General features: G+C 60.9%; 19 protein-coding genes. 5 read left to right on the top strand and 14 right to left on the bottom strand.

Going from position 1 to position 16,302, the window contains the following annotated elements; genetic code table 11:
- Positions 1 to 17: 17 nt before the first annotated feature.
- The 9 genes from MK745_RS14635 to pyk form a co-directional block, all read right to left on the bottom strand.
- Positions 18 to 467, bottom strand: coding sequence for a YtoQ family protein (locus MK745_RS14635; RefSeq protein WP_243614046.1), 450 nt, complete (start codon positions 465 to 467; stop codon positions 18 to 20).
- A gap of 116 nt (positions 468 to 583) precedes the next feature.
- Complete coding sequence (pheT, locus tag MK745_RS14630; RefSeq protein WP_243614045.1) at positions 584 to 2,983, bottom strand: phenylalanine--tRNA ligase subunit beta; 2,400 nt, start codon at positions 2,981 to 2,983, stop codon at positions 584 to 586.
- Between the two features lie 154 nt (positions 2,984 to 3,137).
- Positions 3,138 to 3,914 carry a type 1 glutamine amidotransferase gene (locus MK745_RS14625; protein ID WP_243614044.1) on the bottom strand — a complete coding sequence of 259 codons (777 nt, stop codon included), beginning with the start codon at positions 3,912 to 3,914 and terminating at the stop codon, positions 3,138 to 3,140.
- A 202-nt stretch (positions 3,915 to 4,116) separates the two neighbouring features.
- The gene (locus tag MK745_RS14620; RefSeq protein WP_243614043.1) at positions 4,117 to 4,494 is read right to left on the bottom strand and encodes a hypothetical protein; all 378 of its coding nucleotides are present in this window, start codon (positions 4,492 to 4,494) and stop codon (positions 4,117 to 4,119) included.
- Positions 4,495 to 4,500: 6 nt separating this feature from the next.
- Complete coding sequence (gene pheS, locus MK745_RS14615; RefSeq protein ID WP_243614042.1) at positions 4,501 to 5,571, bottom strand: phenylalanine--tRNA ligase subunit alpha; 1,071 nt, start codon at positions 5,569 to 5,571, stop codon at positions 4,501 to 4,503.
- A gap of 138 nt (positions 5,572 to 5,709) precedes the next feature.
- A complete protein-coding gene (rplT, locus tag MK745_RS14610; protein ID WP_243614041.1) occupies positions 5,710 to 6,075 on the bottom strand; it encodes a 50S ribosomal protein L20 in 366 nt (121 codons plus the stop codon).
- Between the two features lie 14 nt (positions 6,076 to 6,089).
- Positions 6,090 to 6,290 (bottom strand): 50S ribosomal protein L35, encoded by a 201-nt coding sequence (rpmI, locus tag MK745_RS14605; protein ID WP_243614040.1) that lies wholly within the window; start codon positions 6,288 to 6,290, stop codon positions 6,090 to 6,092.
- A gap of 132 nt (positions 6,291 to 6,422) precedes the next feature.
- Entirely contained in the window at positions 6,423 to 6,656 is a 234-nt protein-coding gene (locus MK745_RS14600; protein ID WP_243614039.1) for a hypothetical protein, read from the bottom strand.
- 30 nt (positions 6,657 to 6,686) lie between these two features.
- Positions 6,687 to 8,132, bottom strand: coding sequence for a pyruvate kinase (gene pyk / locus MK745_RS14595; RefSeq protein ID WP_243614038.1), 1,446 nt, complete (start codon positions 8,130 to 8,132; stop codon positions 6,687 to 6,689).
- A 228-nt stretch (positions 8,133 to 8,360) separates the two neighbouring features.
- Here pyk and MK745_RS14590 point away from each other — a divergent pair, with 228 nt between their 5' ends.
- From MK745_RS14590 to MK745_RS14580, 3 genes are all read left to right on the top strand, one after another.
- Entirely contained in the window at positions 8,361 to 9,104 is a 744-nt protein-coding gene (locus MK745_RS14590) for an N-formylglutamate amidohydrolase (RefSeq protein WP_243614037.1), read from the top strand.
- Positions 9,105 to 9,107: 3 nt separating this feature from the next.
- Positions 9,108 to 9,461, top strand: a complete 354-nt coding sequence (locus MK745_RS14585; RefSeq protein WP_243614036.1) for a 5-carboxymethyl-2-hydroxymuconate Delta-isomerase — start codon at positions 9,108 to 9,110, stop codon at positions 9,459 to 9,461.
- Positions 9,462 to 9,690: 229 nt separating this feature from the next.
- Complete coding sequence (locus tag MK745_RS14580; protein WP_243614035.1) at positions 9,691 to 10,008, top strand: DUF1244 domain-containing protein; 318 nt, start codon at positions 9,691 to 9,693, stop codon at positions 10,006 to 10,008.
- A 62-nt stretch (positions 10,009 to 10,070) separates the two neighbouring features.
- Here MK745_RS14580 and MK745_RS14575 read toward each other — a convergent pair whose 3' ends face one another.
- Genes MK745_RS14575 through ectA form a run of 4 tightly spaced genes read right to left on the bottom strand, consistent with a single transcriptional unit; the run spans position 10,071 to position 13,827 of the window.
- Complete coding sequence (locus MK745_RS14575) at positions 10,071 to 11,507, bottom strand: aspartate kinase (protein ID WP_243614034.1); 1,437 nt, start codon at positions 11,505 to 11,507, stop codon at positions 10,071 to 10,073.
- Positions 11,508 to 11,555: 48 nt separating this feature from the next.
- On the bottom strand, positions 11,556 to 11,948 hold the full coding sequence (locus tag MK745_RS14570; protein WP_243614033.1) for an ectoine synthase: 393 nt from the start codon (positions 11,946 to 11,948) through the stop codon (positions 11,556 to 11,558).
- Between the two features lie 6 nt (positions 11,949 to 11,954).
- A complete protein-coding gene (gene ectB, locus MK745_RS14565; RefSeq protein ID WP_243614032.1) occupies positions 11,955 to 13,244 on the bottom strand; it encodes a diaminobutyrate--2-oxoglutarate transaminase in 1,290 nt (429 codons plus the stop codon).
- Between the two features lie 52 nt (positions 13,245 to 13,296).
- Positions 13,297 to 13,827, bottom strand: a complete 531-nt coding sequence (ectA, locus tag MK745_RS14560; RefSeq protein WP_243614031.1) for a diaminobutyrate acetyltransferase — start codon at positions 13,825 to 13,827, stop codon at positions 13,297 to 13,299.
- A gap of 227 nt (positions 13,828 to 14,054) precedes the next feature.
- Here ectA and MK745_RS14555 point away from each other — a divergent pair, with 227 nt between their 5' ends.
- Positions 14,055 to 14,531, top strand: a complete 477-nt coding sequence (locus MK745_RS14555; protein WP_243614030.1) for a MarR family winged helix-turn-helix transcriptional regulator — start codon at positions 14,055 to 14,057, stop codon at positions 14,529 to 14,531.
- Between the two features lie 8 nt (positions 14,532 to 14,539).
- Here the strand turns inward: MK745_RS14555 and MK745_RS14550 are convergent, their stop codons facing one another.
- The gene (locus MK745_RS14550; RefSeq protein ID WP_243614029.1) at positions 14,540 to 15,265 is read right to left on the bottom strand and encodes an NAD(P)-binding domain-containing protein; all 726 of its coding nucleotides are present in this window, start codon (positions 15,263 to 15,265) and stop codon (positions 14,540 to 14,542) included.
- Positions 15,266 to 15,488: 223 nt separating this feature from the next.
- Here MK745_RS14550 and MK745_RS14545 point away from each other — a divergent pair, with 223 nt between their 5' ends.
- Positions 15,489 to 16,196: a sirohydrochlorin chelatase gene (locus tag MK745_RS14545; RefSeq protein WP_243614028.1), complete on the top strand. Its 708-nt coding sequence runs from the start codon at positions 15,489 to 15,491 to the stop codon at positions 16,194 to 16,196.
- Positions 16,197 to 16,302 lie beyond the last annotated feature (106 nt).

Genomic DNA, 16,302 nt, shown 5'->3' with positions numbered 1-16,302 from the left:
GGAAAAACCCATGCCCCTTACCCCGGAAGCGCACCCGTCAACACATAGCGCAGGATCTCGACAACCTGCTTCGGCTCTTCGGCCACGGCCAGCGCGGCGGCATGCACTTCCTTGAGCGCGTGCTGATGCTCCGGCTGGCTCAACACGATGATCGACTTGCCAAGCGCCGCCGCATAGCCCGCGTCAAAGGCCGCGTTCCACTGCTTGTATTTCTCGCCAAACCGCACGACGACGATATCGGCATCCTCGATCCCCTTGCGGGTGCGGATCGCATTAAGCTTCGCGCCCTTGTGATCGTGCCAGAACTTCTGATCCTCTGCCCCAAGGATCGCCACCCCACAATCATCGCTCGCCGCGTGATCCGTCACCGGACTATCGAACGCCACATCAAGCCCCTCGGCCCCCGCAACGATCTGCTCGCGCCAATCGGTGTGAATTTCCCCGGACAGATAGATTCTCAGTGTCATGTCATGCTCCCTTGCACACCCCAAGAGGCCGGGCAAACCCTGCCGCTTCTTCTTGGTGAAAATACCTCGGGGGTGAATTGGCCTTTGGCCAAGAGGGGGCAGCGCCCCCTCCCCCCTTACCCGCGCAGGCTGCCGCCCGTCGCCTTGGTAACCTTCTCGACAATCTTGCCCGCAACAGCCTCGATATCGGCTTCCTTGAGCGTCTTGTCCGTCGGCTGAAGGCGCACGGTCACGGCGATGGATTTCTTGTCCTCGCCAAGCGCACCGCCGATGAATTCGTCAAAGACCCGCACATCCTCGATAAGCGCCTTGTCCGCGCCCGCCGCCGCATTGACCAGCGTCAGCGCCTCTACATCCTTGTCCACGACAAAGGCAAAGTCGCGCTCGACCGCCTGAAGATCGTTGATCGCCAGCGCCGGGCGCGTCGCGTTCTTCTTGCGCGGCATCGGAATCTCTTCCGGCCAGATCGTGAAGGCAACCGCCGGCCCCTTCACATCCATTGCCGCAAGGACTTTCGGGTGCAGTTCACCAAAGACGCCAAGAACCTTCTTCGGCCCAAGACAGATCTTGCCGTGCCGCCCCGGATGCCACCATTCCCGCGCGCCGCGCAGGATTTGCACCTTCGCGGGCGCACCAATCGCCGCGAGGATCGCCTCGGCATCGGCCTTCACATCATAAAGATCGACGCCCCGACTCTCGCCATGCACATCCTTGCCAACGGTCTTCCCGACGAGAAGACCGGAGATCAGAAGATGCTGCTCCCCCGGCTCGCCACCATGGAACGCCGCGCCACATTCGAAAAGCGCCATGTCCATGTACCCGCGCGCCTGATTGCGCGCCGCCGCCTGCAACAGCCCCGGAAGAAGCGCCGGGCGCATATGGCTCATCTCGCTCGAAATCGGGTTCTCGAGCATGGTCGCATCGCTGCCACCGCCAAAGAGTTCCGCCGACGCTTTGTCGATAAAGCTATAGGTGACGCATTCGTTATAGCCCAAAGCCGCCGCCGTGCGCCGCGCGATCTGTTCGCGCTTCTGCATCGGTGACAGGATCGGCGCCGGGATACCCTCGACCGGGCGGCGCATCGGCTTACCTTCAAGCTTGGTCAGCGACGCCACACGCGCCACCTCTTCCACAAGGTCCGCCTCGCCCATCACGTCGGGCCGCCAGCTCGGCACCTGCGCCATGTCGCCCTCAATCACAAAGCCAAGCGCCGTCAGCGTCGCGCGCTGCGTCTCGGCGGGGATTTCCATCCCGACAAGCGACTGCACCCGATCCGTGTCGAGCTTGTAGGCCCGGCTCACATCCGGCACTTCGCCCGCGACGACAACCTCCGAAGGCTCCCCGCCGCACAGGTCGATGATCATCTGCGTCGCGAGGTCAATCGCTTCCATGTTGAACGCCGGGTCAATGCCGCGCTCATTGCGGTAACGCGCATCCGAATTGATCTTGAGCGCGCGCCCCGTATAGGCGATCTGCACCCGGTCCCAGACCGCGGCCTCAAGGAACACATTCGTGGTCTCCTCGGTGCAGCCCGTGGGCAAGCCGCCCATGATCCCGCCGATGCTCTCGATCCCCTCATCGTCCGAGATCACAACCTGACCGGCCCCGAACGTGTATTCCTTCTCGTCCAGACCGACGAGCGTCTCGCCGCCTTTGGTGCGATGCACGCGCAGGTCGCCCTTGACCTTGTCCGCGTCAAACACGTGCAGCGGGCGGTTGCGGTCGAAAGTGAAGAAGTTGGTGACATCGACAAGCGCCGAAATCGGGCGAAGCCCGATGGCGCGAAGGCGATCCTGAAGCCACTTGGGCGACGGCCCGTTTGTCACACCTTTGATGAGACGGCCCGCGAACACCTCACAGCCATCTTTGCGCGCCTCGTCGTCGATGGTGATATTGATCCGCGAGGGACAGCCGCCCGCAATCTCTGCCTTTGGCGCCGGCTTCATCGTGCCAAGCCCCCGCGCCGCAAGATCAAGCGCAATGCCCCGCACGCCAAGCGCATCCGGACGGTTCGGCGTAATGGCGATCTCGATCACCGCATCGACCTTCGCAGGATCATTCGCGGCAAGCCAATCCACGAACTTCTCGCCAACCTCGCCCGACGGAAGCTCAATAATCCCGTCATGCTCATCCGACAATTCCAGCTCGCGCTCCGAGGCCATCATGCCATGGCTCTCGACACCGCGGATATTGCCGACCGAAAGCGTCACGTCGATCCCCGGCACATAGTCGCCCGGCTTGGCAAGCACCACGGTGATCCCCTCGCGGGCATTCGGCGCGCCACAGACGATCTGTTTCTCGCCCTCATCGGTCGCCACCTTGCACACCCGCAGGCGATCCGCATCCGGGTGCTGCTCGGCATGCACCACCTTGGCAAGCGTAAAGCCTGCAAGCTTCGCCGCCGGGTCCTCGACCCCCTCAACCTCAAGCCCAAGATCAGTCAGGGCATAGAGAATCTCATCCAGGGTCGCTTGCGTTTCAAGGTGATCCTTGAGCCAGGAAAGCGTGAATTTCATCGTATCCGTCCGTCGTTCAAAACCGGGTCATAGGGGCTTTACCGGATATGGATCACAGGGGAAAGGGCGCGTTGCGCCGAAACTGCGCCCGCTCTTCCTCTTGCCGAAAATATCCTGGGGTGAATGGCCGCTTGCGGCCAGAGGGGCAAAGCCCCTAGCGCCGCCCGTGCAGATGCGCGATCCAGTTGACAAGCTCCCGCCCCCGGACCGGCACGGCAAGCGCCTCGGGGCTGGTGCCGAACTCCGCCGCCGCGCCCGCGTCCTGATCGGCAATCTCGAGGCGATCCGCCATCCGGTCCGCCGCCTCGAAAAGCCCCTTGCCCCGCACCGCTGCCGCGATCTCCTGAAGGCTCATCTCCGGGTGATACTGCGTGCCCCAGAAATCGACGCCACCGCTCTCATACACCATCGCCTGCACCGGCGAATGGCCGTTCCCGGCCATGAGAACCGCGCCCTCCGGCACGCTCTGCACCTCGTCGCGATGGATACACGGCACGGCAAACCCCGCCGCGCGCCCCGCCATCATCGGATGCGCTGCGCCCTCTTCGGTAACCTGCACATCCCGCGCGGTGCCAAGCTCGAACCCGTTGGGCGACGCGCCGACCCGCCCGCCGAGTACCGACGCGGCAAGCTGCATCCCGTTGCACGATCCCCAAACCGGCAAACCCGCCGCGAAAACCCGCTCCATCTCGGCCCGTAGCGGCGCCGCCTCGGGACCATCCGTCGACCACATCACACCCGAGCCCGAGAACACGACCCCGTCGATCCCGTCGAGCGCATCCTCACGCAACGCCGCCGCATATGGGCACGCCACCCGCAGCTCTGCCTCCGGCACAAGCGCCTGAAATGTCCGCAAAAAACTCGACGCCGCCGACTTCCCAATCGCCAAAAGATCGGGCGAATTGCTCTCCACAATAAGAATCGTCGTCATCGGCAGGTCTCCTTATCTCGGAAAAACCCTGCCCGATAGCCCGCGCAAAAACCCCACCGATCCCGACCAAGTTTCGCCTATCTGCGGCCTCTGTCGCGAAACCAAAAAAGGGACGCCAAACGCGCCCCCTTCAACCATCCCGACATGGCCGTCCACCCGTAGGGCGGGCCTCAGCCCGCCACTGCACTTAGACCACTGAAAACTACCCAAGAAACCAATAGATGATCGCAACCCCTATCAGAACGAGCATCGTCTTAAGAACTTTGGTACGACGCTCTACAGGATCGGGTTTCGGAACCTCGGGAGTGCTTACCACCTTGCCGTTCTTGGGCCGCACCGCCTGCGCATAGACACCAGGGGTAATCTCAGCGGCAGCCCATAGATACGCGCCACAGTCATAGATCGAGAGCGTCTTCTCTTCGCCATATCGCGGCTCGTAAAATGCGACTGCTCCGATGCGCCCTTTCGGTTTCAGGGGCACGCCCAGAACCTCAGACGCAACATCGGGGTGATCATCCACTCCCCAAGCAATGGACCAGACCGTTCCATCAAGCGCAACGATCTCGTCAAACTTGGACACGTCCGATTACCGCGACAACCCGCCATGCAGCGTCGGCTGATCGAGGCTCGCAAACCCGTAGTGGCGCAGCCAGCGCAGGTCGCTATCAAAGAACGCCCGCAGATCCGGGATACCGTATTTCAGCATCGCAAGCCGGTCGATCCCGATCCCAAAGGCAAAGCCCTGATATTCGTTCGGATCAATGCCGCCCGCCTCGAGCACCTTGGGATGCACCATGCCCGAGCCAAGCACCTCGAGCCAGTCATTGCCTTCGCCGACCTTGACCTGCCCATCGACCCATTCACACTGAATATCGACTTCCGCCGACGGCTCCGTGAACGGGAAATGCGAGGCGCGGAAACGGGTATCCACATGGGTGCCAAAGAAGGCCGAGAAGAACTCCTCGAGAACCCATTTCAGGTTCGCCATGGAAATATCCTTACCAATCGCGAGGCCCTCGACCTGATGGAACATCGGCGTGTGCGTCTGGTCATAATCCGCGCGATAAACACGGCCCGGACAAATGATGCGGATCGGCGCGCCGTGCTTTTCCATCGACCGGATCTGCACCGGCGAGGTATGCGTGCGAAGCACGTGCGGCGGGCGATTATCGCCTTCTGCGCGATGGGTATAGAACGTGTCCATCTCGGCGCGGGCCGGGTGATGGCCCGGAATGTTGAGCGCGTCGAAGTTGTACCAATCGGTCTCGATCTGCGGCCCCTCGGCCACCGAGAAGCCAAGATCGGCAAAGATCGCCGTGACCTCTTCCATGACCTGTGACACCGGATGGATCGTGCCTTCGCGGCGCGCGCGCCCGGGAAGCGTCACGTCAAGCCATTCGCCCTTGAGCCGCTCATCAAGCGCTGCATCGGCCAGCGCCTCTTTCTTCATGGCAAGCGCCGAATTGATCTCGTCCTTGAGCGTGTTGAGCTTTGGCCCCATGACCTGCCGCTCTTCCGGGGTCATCTTGCCAAGCTCGCGCATCTTGAGGCTGATCTCGCCCTTCTTGCCCACGGCCTGCACCCGCAACTCTTCGAGCGTGGCCTCGTTCCCGGCCTCCGCAATGAGCGCGATATACTTGTCTCTGAGATCGTCCATCGGACCCTCCAAATTCGTCGGCTCTCTGCTACCACAGAGGGCCACGAATGCAAGAGCGCGCACGGCCCATCCGGCCCAACGAAAAACGCCGCCAACCTTTCGGTCAGCGGCGTTTCCTCAATCCCTTATCGGGAAAACTTACGCGGCCAGCGCGCCTTTCGCCTGATCGACGATAGCGTTGAACGCTTCCGGCTCATGCACGGCGAGATCGGCAAGGACCTTACGATCGACTTCGATCCCGGCCAGGTTCAGGCCGTTGATGAAGCGCGAATAGGTCAGATCGGCGTCATGTGCGCGCACAGCAGCGTTGATACGCTGGATCCACAGCGCGCGGAAATTGCGCTTGCGGTTCTTACGGTCGCGGGTTGCATACTGGTTGGCCTTATCAACGGCCTGCGTCGCCACCTTGAAGGTATTCTTGCGACGGCCGTAATAGCCCTTCGCTGCCTTCGTGATTTTCTTGTGACGGGCGTGAGTGACGGTTCCACCTTTAACTCGGGACATCTCTCGTACTCCTCTTAGCGGTCGTAGGGCATGTAGCCCTTGACGGTCTTTGCGTCAGGGGCGGACAGGGTGGTGGTGCCGCGGGCGTCGCGGATGAACTTGCGGGTACGCTTGATCATACCGTGGCGCTTGCCGGCCTGGCCTGCCATGACCTTGCCTTTCGCCGTCACTTTAAAGCGCTTCTTGGCGCTCGACTTTGTCTTCATCTTGGGCATTTCCGTCTCCTTCGATGGTCGGTTACAAACGCGACTCGGCATGCCTCTCGGGCCGGTCGCGCGGATAGAGGCGCCGTATACGGGGCAAAACCCCAAGCTGCAAGGGGATTCTTGCACCTTTCGCGCGTGGCGCTACTGGGTGACCTTGATGATATCCGCGATCACCGACACCACCACGTTGGGCACATCGGCGATCACATAGCCACCGGGGTGACTCATATAGGCGAACGCGATGATCGCACAGGCGAGGATGAAGGCCGCCATCGACGCGCGCGGTGTGCGCAGATCCGCATAGGCGGCAAGCATCGCCGGGATCGAGAAAAGCCCCAACACAAGCCCGCTCGTCAGCAAGTAGTCGCTTAGCATTTGCCCGCCTGTCTTAATCCTCGGACGAACCTACTCTGTTTCCATATTGTAAATCAAACGCTCATCGCAGGGTGCGACACGCAGGATATTCGTCGTCCCCGGAACGTTGAACGGCAGGCCCGCCATGACCGCGATCTGATCTTCCGGCCCTGCAAAGCCCTGCGCCGTGGCGGCCCGCGCCGCGGCGACAACGGCCTCTTTGAAGCGTTTGACCTCGCCCGTCATCACACAGTTGATGCCCCAGCTCAGCGCCAACCGCCGTGCCGTGCCACGCAAGGATGTCATGGCAAGGATCGGCACGCGCGGCCGTTCCCGCGCCGTCTTGAGCGCCGTGGTCCCGCTTTCCGTGAAACAGCAGATCGCCTCGATATCCGTGGTCTCCGCAACCTCCCGCGCCGCCGACACGATGGCATCCGCCACGCTCGAGCGCGGCGCAGAGCGCGACGCCTCGATAATGGTGCGATAGGTCTCGTCTTCCTCGACCTCTGCGGCGACGTCATTCATCGTCTTCACCGCCTCAATCGGGAAATGCCCCGCCGCCGATTCCGCCGAAAGCATGATCGCATCCGTGCCCTCGTAGATCGCCGTCGCCACGTCGCTGACCTCGGCCCGCGTCGGCATCGGGCTGTCGATCATGCTCTCGAGCATCTGCGTCGCGACGATCACAGGCTTGGCCGCAAAACGGCACTTCCGTACAAGGCGCTTCTGGATCGGCGGCACATGGCTTACCGGCAATTCAACCCCAAGATCGCCCCGCGCAACCATGATCCCGTCCGACGCCGCGAGTATCTCCTCGAAATGCTCGACCGCCGAGGGTTTTTCGATCTTCGACAGGATCGCCGCCCGCCCCTGCGCCAACGCGCGCGCCTCGTCCACATCCTCAGGCCGCTGCACGAAAGAAAGCGCAAGCCAGTCGATCCCAAGACCACAGACAAACTCGAGGTCGTCGCGATCCTTCTCCGAAAGCGCCGCCAACGGCAAAACCACGTCCGGCACATTTACGCCCTTGCGGTCCGAGATCTTGCCCCCATTGACCACGACGCAATCGGCATAGTCCGCGCCACACCCCTCGACCCGCAGCCGGATCTTGCCGTCATTGACGAGGAGCGTCTTGCCCGGCTCAAGTGCGGCAAAAATCTCCGGATGCGGCAGGCAGACACGATGCTTGTCGCCCTCTGCCGGATCAAGGTCCATGCGGAACTTCGCCCCGTTGACGAGCTTTTCCTTACCCTTGGCAAAGACCCCAACGCGCAGTTTCGGCCCCTGCAAATCCGCAAGGATCGCAATCGGGCTGTTGAGCTCTTTCTCGACCTGACGAATGATCCGGTGCTTCTCGCGGATTTCCTCATGGCTCCCGTGGCTCATGTTGAGCCGGAACACATCCGCCCCCGCCTCGTGCAGGGCGCGGATCATCTCATAGGTTTCGCTTGCCGGCCCGAGGGTCGCCACGATCTTGGTATTTCGAAGTCTTCTCATATCGTCTTTGCTTTCTCGCGGCACCTGTTACCGCTAACGTATCTCTCTGGGCTTATCGCCCAATTCCCCTTCGGGAGCAACGGGCCGAAGCGTCGCGGGGCTGAATTGCCGGGCACCCGTGCCCCCGAACCTGCCTCACATCTACACCTCTGGCCGTTTCCGGAAAATCTCTGTTTCAGTTTCCCCCAGAAACATCTTAAGTCTGTCGCGTAAGGAAATAACAGGCTCATGACATACCAACCTTTTCACATTCACGGCGCAGACCGCAAATCGCGCTTCCTTGTGACCGTCGATCACGCCTCGAACCACGTCCCCGAGGAAATCAACGGCGGCGACCTCGGCCTCGCTCCTGCCGACATGCAACGCCATATCGCCTATGACATCGGCGCGCTCGGCACCTCTCTTCGGCTCGGTGAACTGCTCGACGCGCCGGTCATCTCGTCGAATTTCTCGCGCCTCGTGATTGATCCGAACCGGGGCGAAGACGATCCGACCCTCGTGATGCGGCTCTATGACGGTACGATCATCCCCGCCAACCGCCATATCGACGCGACCGAGATCGAGCGCCGCAAACAGGCCTACTACCGCCCCTACCACGAGGCCCTCTCCGGCCTCGCCGCCGCGCGCAAGGATCCCGTGATCATCGCCATGCATAGCTTTTCGCCCAAGCTCAATGGCCGCGCCCCGCGCCCTTGGGAGATCGGCATCCTGCACGCCCCGCAAGAAGAACGCTTTGGCGTCGCCCTCATTGACCGCCTGAACCGCGAAGGCGACCTGACCGTGGGCGACAACGAACCCTATGCTGGCCACCTGCCCGGCGATTCCGTCGACAAGCATTGCTTTGCCCATGGCCGTCTCAACGCGCTGATCGAGCTGCGCCATGACGAGATCGACGCCGAGGCAAAGCAAAACGCCTGGGCCGCGCGCCTCGCGCCGCTCCTGACCGAAACGCTCCAACTCACGGGTCTTTGAACCATGCCGCATCTCGTTCTCGAACATTCCGCCGAACTCGCCGGAACTCATGACCTCGACGCGCTCTCCAAGGCGCTGTTTGATGCGGCGGCGGCAAGCCCCGTCTTTCACAACATCGCCGCCATCAAGACCCGCACAATCGCCTGCGAGAATGTCCACATGGGCACCGCCCCCGCGACCTTCGCCCACCTGACGGTCTGGATGCTCTCGGGCCGCACGGTGGAGGCCAAGCAAGAATTGTCTGCGTCCCTCCTCGCGGTGATGGATCAGCACCTGCCCACAGTTGGCGCGCTCTCCGTCGATACGCAGGACATGCAAACCGAGACCTACGCCAAGCGCACCATCGAAGAGGAATGAGCGACCCGAAAACCCATTAGGGTTTTGTTTACCTCTCCGCAGGGCGTGCGCTGCGTTCATCATGGCATTTCCGGGGTCCATACCGACGCAATACCGACGTTATACCGACGCGATACAGCAGGCGTTTTCCTCCGTTTACCACTCTGCGCCGAATCGCCCTCACACTTGCCCTGACCGCGCCACTTCCCTAGATGGGGAACATACCCGCCAGACCAGATCGGAGCTTTTCATGGACGACCAGACCCGCATTGAACTTGAGGCCGCCGCCTTCCGGACCCTGCGCGAACACCTCATGGAAAAACGCACCGACGTGCAGAATATCGACCTGATGAACCTCGCCGGGTTCTGCCGCAACTGCCTCTCGCGCTGGTATCAGGAAGCCGCCAACGAGCGCGGCATCGAGATGTCCAAGGACGAGGCCCGCGAGATCTACTACGGCATGCCCTACGACGACTGGAAGGCCCAGAACCAGACCGAGGCCAGCCCCGAAAAGCAAGAGGCCTTCAAGGTCGCCTTTGCAGAAAACGTAGGCGAAAACAAAGGCTAAGACGGAAAACCCCCGCCGCGAGGGACGCGACGGGGGCGCATGAACTGGCCTGCTGCCGGGCCTTAGGCCGCGACGTTCAGAACCGGTTTCGATGGCTCTTCGATAAGCACTTCGTGCAGCGCCTTGATGGCCTTGTCAGCGTCCGAACGATCCACCGCGAACTGAATATCGACATTGCGCGGTGTCTGATGCGCCGCGACGACACCGATGCCCGCTTCTTCAAGCGCACAAAGCCCCCGGCTAAAGGCCCGCGTCCCCGAAAGGTCGCGTCCGATCGCCGAAACAAGCGCAAGACTGCGGGCGCTGATATCAGCAGACGGATAGGCCTTTTCCAACTCCGCAATCACCCGCCGCACCGACTTCAACGTCGCCTCGACATAATGGGTAATCGTGTTCGCATTCGACGTCTTCGAAACAATCCGAACATTATGCCGCGTCAACGCCTCCAGCGCTGTCGCGTCATAGCCTTTGACGCCCACCATGTCCTGCTCGAAAAGCTCGAGCGCAAAGACATCGAGGCCGGTGATGATCTCGACGCCTGCCGCCTCTCCAGCCTCGTCATCAATCAACGTGCCAGGGTCGCCCGGATCGAACGCGTTGGTCACACGCAGCGCGACGCTCGCTTGGCGTAAGGTCTTGGCGGCATTGGGGTGAATCGCCTCCATCCCCATGTTTGAAAGCTGATCTGCGACGTCGTAATTCGTGTGGCCAAGCTTCTGAACCGAGCTCTCTCCTACAAGGTTCGGGTCCGCTGAGGAGAGGTGAAACTCCTTGTGGATGATCGCCTCGCGCGCCTGCGTATAGGCCGCGATGCTCGAGAAGGTGACCTCGGAATAGCCGCGGTCATACTCTTTCATAAGCCCCTCGCGGCATTGGGCATAGCCCGTCACGATCGGCATTTCGCGTGCAAGATCGACATCGGCGAAACCGCCCGCGATCCGCTCCTGAAGCGAGCACTCCGTCTCGTCGCGCCACCCCGAAAGGTCGACAAACCGCGCGTTCACACCGGCGCGTTGCAGCATCAGGCTGGTGACGAAGGCGGAATGCGCCTCGCCAAGCCCCGACAGCAGCTCGCGCACGATCTGCATGTGGCTCGACAGGCGGAAATGGCCGTAGGAACACAGGCGGCGCAGGTCAAAGAGCACACTGCGCGCACCCTCGATCCGTTCGCGCACGAAGTCATCCGCGGCCGACTGATCGGCAGCCTCGGTAAGCACCGCATTATGCGCCTCGCTCATCGCGTCAGACACCTTGGTCAGCGCATCGAGCCAGCTATGGTCGTTGTCGTCATTGGAGAAAAGCGCGAACACGCCTGGTGTCCCCGTCTTCTTGTGCTCAAGAAGCAGGTTCGTGATCCCGCCAAAGGCGGACACCACGAAAACGCGGTGATAAAGATCCTCGGGTTTGCGATCCCCGATGATGAGGGTTTCCACAAGCTCATCAATGCGGCTCATGGAAGTGCCGCCGATTTTTTCGACGGTATGGTCAGGAAAGGTCAATGGGATTTCCCCGGCCGTTTTCGAACCGGGGCCTCCGTTTCAACTGGGTTAAGCGTCTTCGAGCGCGTAGGAACCGTCGGCTTGGTGAACCTCTTTCCCCGTTACGGGAGGGTTGAACACACAAGCCATGACAAGCTCTTCCTCGGCGCGCAGGATATGGCGATCATGCTCGTTCAGAGCATACATCACGCCCGGCTTGATCTCGTAGGTCTCGCCGGTGGCGAGATCCGTGATCGACCCTGTCCCCTGCATGCAGTAGACGCTTTCGAAGTGGTTCTTGTATTCGAACGTGTGTTCCGAACCGGCTTCAAGAAAGGTGATGTGGAACGAGAACCCCATTCCATCATCCGCGAGCAACATGCGAACCGAAGACCACTGGGCGTCTGAGACGACGCGCTCTTTCTCGGTCTCGATGATCTTGTTGAAATCTCTAACGATCATGGTGTCTTACTCCGCCGCGATCTTGTTGTTGTCGGTGACCTCGCGCGTGGCGTCGAGGAGGATGGAAAGGCCGTTGCGGAACGTTGCATCCGGCGTGGTCAGCGGCGCGAGAACCTTCACGACCTGATCTTCGTTGCCTGAGGTCTCGATGATGAGACCCTTCTGAAAGGCGCGCGCACAGATTTCCGAAGCCAGCGCTCCGGATTTCACATCGACGCCCTGCATCATGCCACGGCCCTTGATCTCGGCCCCCGGCACCATCTCGACCATCTCGCCGAGCACGACCTCAAGAAGGCGCGCCTTGGCAGCAATCTCTTCCTGGAAGGACGTGTCGCTCCAGAATTTTTCGATCGCGACGCGGGCGGTCACGAAGGCATGGGTGTTGCCGCGAAACGTGCCGTTATGCTCGGCCGGACCAAAGATGTCATGCTCCGGACGCACCAGCATAAGCGCCATCGGAAGACCGAAGCCCGAAACCGATTTCGCCATGGTGACGATATCCGGGGTCACATCCATGTCCTCGAACGAGAAGAACGAACCGGCACGGCCACAGCCCGCCTGCACATCGTCGATGATGAGCAGCGCGCCATGTTCCTTGGCAAGGTCGGCCACGCGTTTGATCCATTCCGGGCTCGCGGCATTGAGACCGCCTTCGCCCTGTACCGTCTCGAACATGATCGCCGCCGGGGCATCCATGCCGCCGGAGCGGTCATTGAGCATCGCCTCGAGGAAATCGGCCGTGTCGCAGCCATTGCCCATGTATTTGTCAAACGGCATCCGGGTCACATCGCCAAGCGACGTGCCTGCGCCACCACGATGATAGCTGTTGCCGGTCGCGGCCAGCGCGCCGAGCGTCACACCGTGGAACCCGTTGGTGAACGAGATGATGTTGGTGCGCCCCGTCACCTTGCGGGCGAGCTTCATCGCCGCCTCGACGGCATTGGCGCCGGTCGGGCCGGTGAACATGACCTTGTGGTCCATGTTGCGCGGCTTGAGGATATGGCTCTCGAAGGCTTCGAGGAATGCGCCCTTGGTATCGGTGTGCAGGTCAAGGCCATGCGCGATCCCGTCCGACGAGATGTGATCGACAAGCGCCTCTTTCATGTCCGGGTCATTGTGCCCGTAGTTGAGCGAGGAACACCCGGCAAGAAAATCGATATAGGTCCGGCCGCGCTCGTCGGTGAGCTCGGAACCTTGGGCCTTTTTGAACACCGTATCGAAGCCGCGGCAGTAGCTGCGCGCCTCGGATTCACGACGTTTGAATACGGAAATTTCGGCTGACTTATCAGTCGACATGTTGGATCCTTTTGGGATTGTTGAGTTCAGGACGGGCGGGCGCAGCATCGGCTCAGGCCGCTTTGCGCATCCGCTCCTCGAGGTCGATCGTCACCATGTTCTCGGTGTCATGCTTGCCTCGGAAGTGGTCCTTTTTGGTGAAGTGGGGCTCCGCATCGAGATCGCCCCCGTGCTTATCGGCAAATTTGCGGAACAGCCCCCAAGACGCCGAGTTGTCCCCGGTGATCGTGGTCTGAAGCTGCGTGATCTTCCGGCAGGCATCGCGGTGCAGAAGCCCGTCGAGCATCTGCGTGCCAAGGCCCATGCCACGCGCCTTCTCGGACACGGCCACCTGCCAAATAAAGAGCGTCTCTGGGTCGGCAGGGGGAATATAGGCAGAGATCCAGCCCACAACCTCGCCATCAAGCTCGGCCAGGATACAGGTATCGCGGAAGTGATCGCACTGGATCAGGTTGCAATACATGGAATTCTCGTCGAGCGGTTTGCACGCGCGCACGAGAGCCCAAATATCTGCACCATCCTCTGCTTCAGGCTTGCGAAGCACCGGCACGGACTTGCGAAAAAACTCCAATGTATTCTGCATCTCTTTCGAGGCCTCCAGATTTGCTTTGATAGGCTAAGTATATTGCAGCCCCTCAAAAGTCAACCTTTCAGCCCTTTTTGAGCGATAAATCAGCCCTTTTTGAGCGATAAACGCGCTATGAGCGTTGCAAACTAGGGGTTTCGGCCGAATTCAATTGCTTTGCTTATCAAAGTGTAAACAGAACGCCTGTTCTTGCCTTCACCAGCGAAACCTGAGAACGTGAAAGCATGGATCGCGTTGATACAAGCCTTATTGCCATTCGCCGTATTCTTCGGGCGACAGAGATGTTCTCACGTGAGCTGGCACAGTCGGTTGGCCTGACTGGCGCGCAGTTCCGAGTGCTGCAGATCGTGGCCGAGAATGGCCAATGCACCGCCACCAAGATCGCGCAACAAATGCGCATTTCGCAGGCTACGGTGACTTCGCTCGTCGACAAGCTGGTGCGGCAAGATATGGTCGAGCGTCAGCGTTCAGAGACCGACCGCCGCCAAACCAACATCGTCGCCACAGAAAAAGGGCGTCAGGCCATCGCGGACGCGCCCGATCCACTACAACAACGATTCGTGCGCAAGTTCGACGCGATGGAAGATTGGGAACAAGCGGCGCTCATTGCGGCTCTGGAACGTGTCGCCTCTATGCTCGACGCAGAAGATCTTGATGTGGCGCCCGTTCTCGACACCGGGGAAATCCGCTCTACGCATTGACGCGCGTCTCAGCCCTCCAAGGCGTCGAGACCTGTTGTCAGGGCCGCGCCTATCCCCGCCTCTTCCATATGCACCCGCAACCGCTGATTATATCCGCCGGGCGTATTGAGCGCCGCCACGAGATCGGCGCAGCCGGTCTCGGCAAGGCTCGACGCAACGAGCAACCGCAGGAAGGCCTCACCCTGACCCAGATCCTCCACGCGCGCCCCAAGCCAAGCCGCCGCTTCGCCGACCATCGCCGCCACCGGCGACAACACGGCCTGCGCTGCGAGATAGGCCTGTAACTCGCTGTCATCCCCAAGAGCGAAAACCTTATTCCGCGCCCCGAAGATCGTTTTAACGAGGCCCGCATCGCCCTGCATCATGATCGGTGAGCCGCCTTGCGCGATCCCGGGGAAGGGCATCATCCCTGCCGCCGCCCGCGCCGGGCGCACCATTTCCCCAACCGCCTCCAATGTCGCGCCCGCCATGAAAGAGATCACAGCCTGATTCTCGCGGAACGTCAGCGGTGCTAGCGTCTCCGCTGCGGTTTCCGCCATGAGGCCAAGGAACACCACGTCGCTCTGATCCAAGACCTCTTGGTTCTCACCGACGTGCACCGAAGAATAAGCCTCCGCCAAAGCGCTTGATCTGGCCTCACTGCGCCGAGACACGATGATCACATGCCCGTCGCCAGCGATTCCCTCGACAACCGCGCTTGCGATTGTGCCAGTTCCGAGAAATCCGATCCGCATTTGACACCCCGCGCAAAGCTTTGCTTTCGTCATTTCCGCCAGAGAAAAGAAGATGTCCTGCTTGCAGCCATCAATCAAGTCCTTGTGAGGACGCGGGACAATGCCATCCTATAGACGGACTATAGACGGATTTTGCGCCCTCCGCTGTAAACGCACCATTCAGCTTTCAGGACAGAGCCTCTAGGATACAACAAACCGCATCAGCCGCACCAAAGGCCCTCAAATGCAACAAACCCATACCCCCTCTGTTCTCATCGTTGCCCATGGAAGCCCCTCTGATCCAGAAGTGCAGGAAGACGCACTTGCTGCTCTTGCTGCAAAGGTCGATGCGCTTCTGCCTGACATTCAGGTGTCAAGCGCAACGCTCGCTGCACCGGGCCGCTTTGAAGCTGCGGTGGAGAAGCTTGGTGCACCGCTGCTCTATCCGTTCTTCATGGCCGATGGTTATTTCGTCGGACGCGTCATCGGCAAGAAAGCCGAGGCGCTGGGGCTCAGCGTTCTACCCCCCTTCGGCCATGAGCCGGCCTTGACCGATACCATCATGGCTGCGCTCACAGAGTGCCTTGCCGCAAATGAGTGGCACGCCAAGGACACGGCGCTTCTTGTCGCTGCACATGGGAGCGCTGTCTCCGAAAAGAATGCCGAAACCACAAAAGCCCTCACATCACGGCTTGAATCGGCGCTCGGGTTCAGCTCCGCGCACCCCGGATTTGTGGAGCAGGAGCCTTTCCTCGGCGATGCCGCGCAAGACCTTGGTCAGGCGATTTGCCTGCCGTTCTTTGCACTTCGTGCCGGGCACTACATCGAGGATGTCCCCGATGCTCTCGCATCTGCCGCGTTCAGCGGTCCACTTTTGCCGCCCTTCATCGAATGGCCACAGACACCGGCCTTGATTGCCCAAAGCTTGCGAACACATGTGACCAACGCTTGAGCGGCGTAAAGAGCGGGGTGGTCGCTGCGGTCCGACCCGCAAGGTTAAGATTGCTTATCCGGCCCGTTCCTCTACCCTCAATGACTGGTTCTGCTGATCGCTGGAA

The sequence above is a fragment of the Shimia aestuarii genome, from assembly GCF_022814865.1.
In the GTDB taxonomy this organism is placed as follows: Bacteria; Pseudomonadota; Alphaproteobacteria; order Rhodobacterales; family Rhodobacteraceae; genus Shimia; species Shimia aestuarii_A.
Note: the sequence above shows the minus strand (reverse complement) of the source record. Positions and strands in the feature narration are given on the sequence as shown.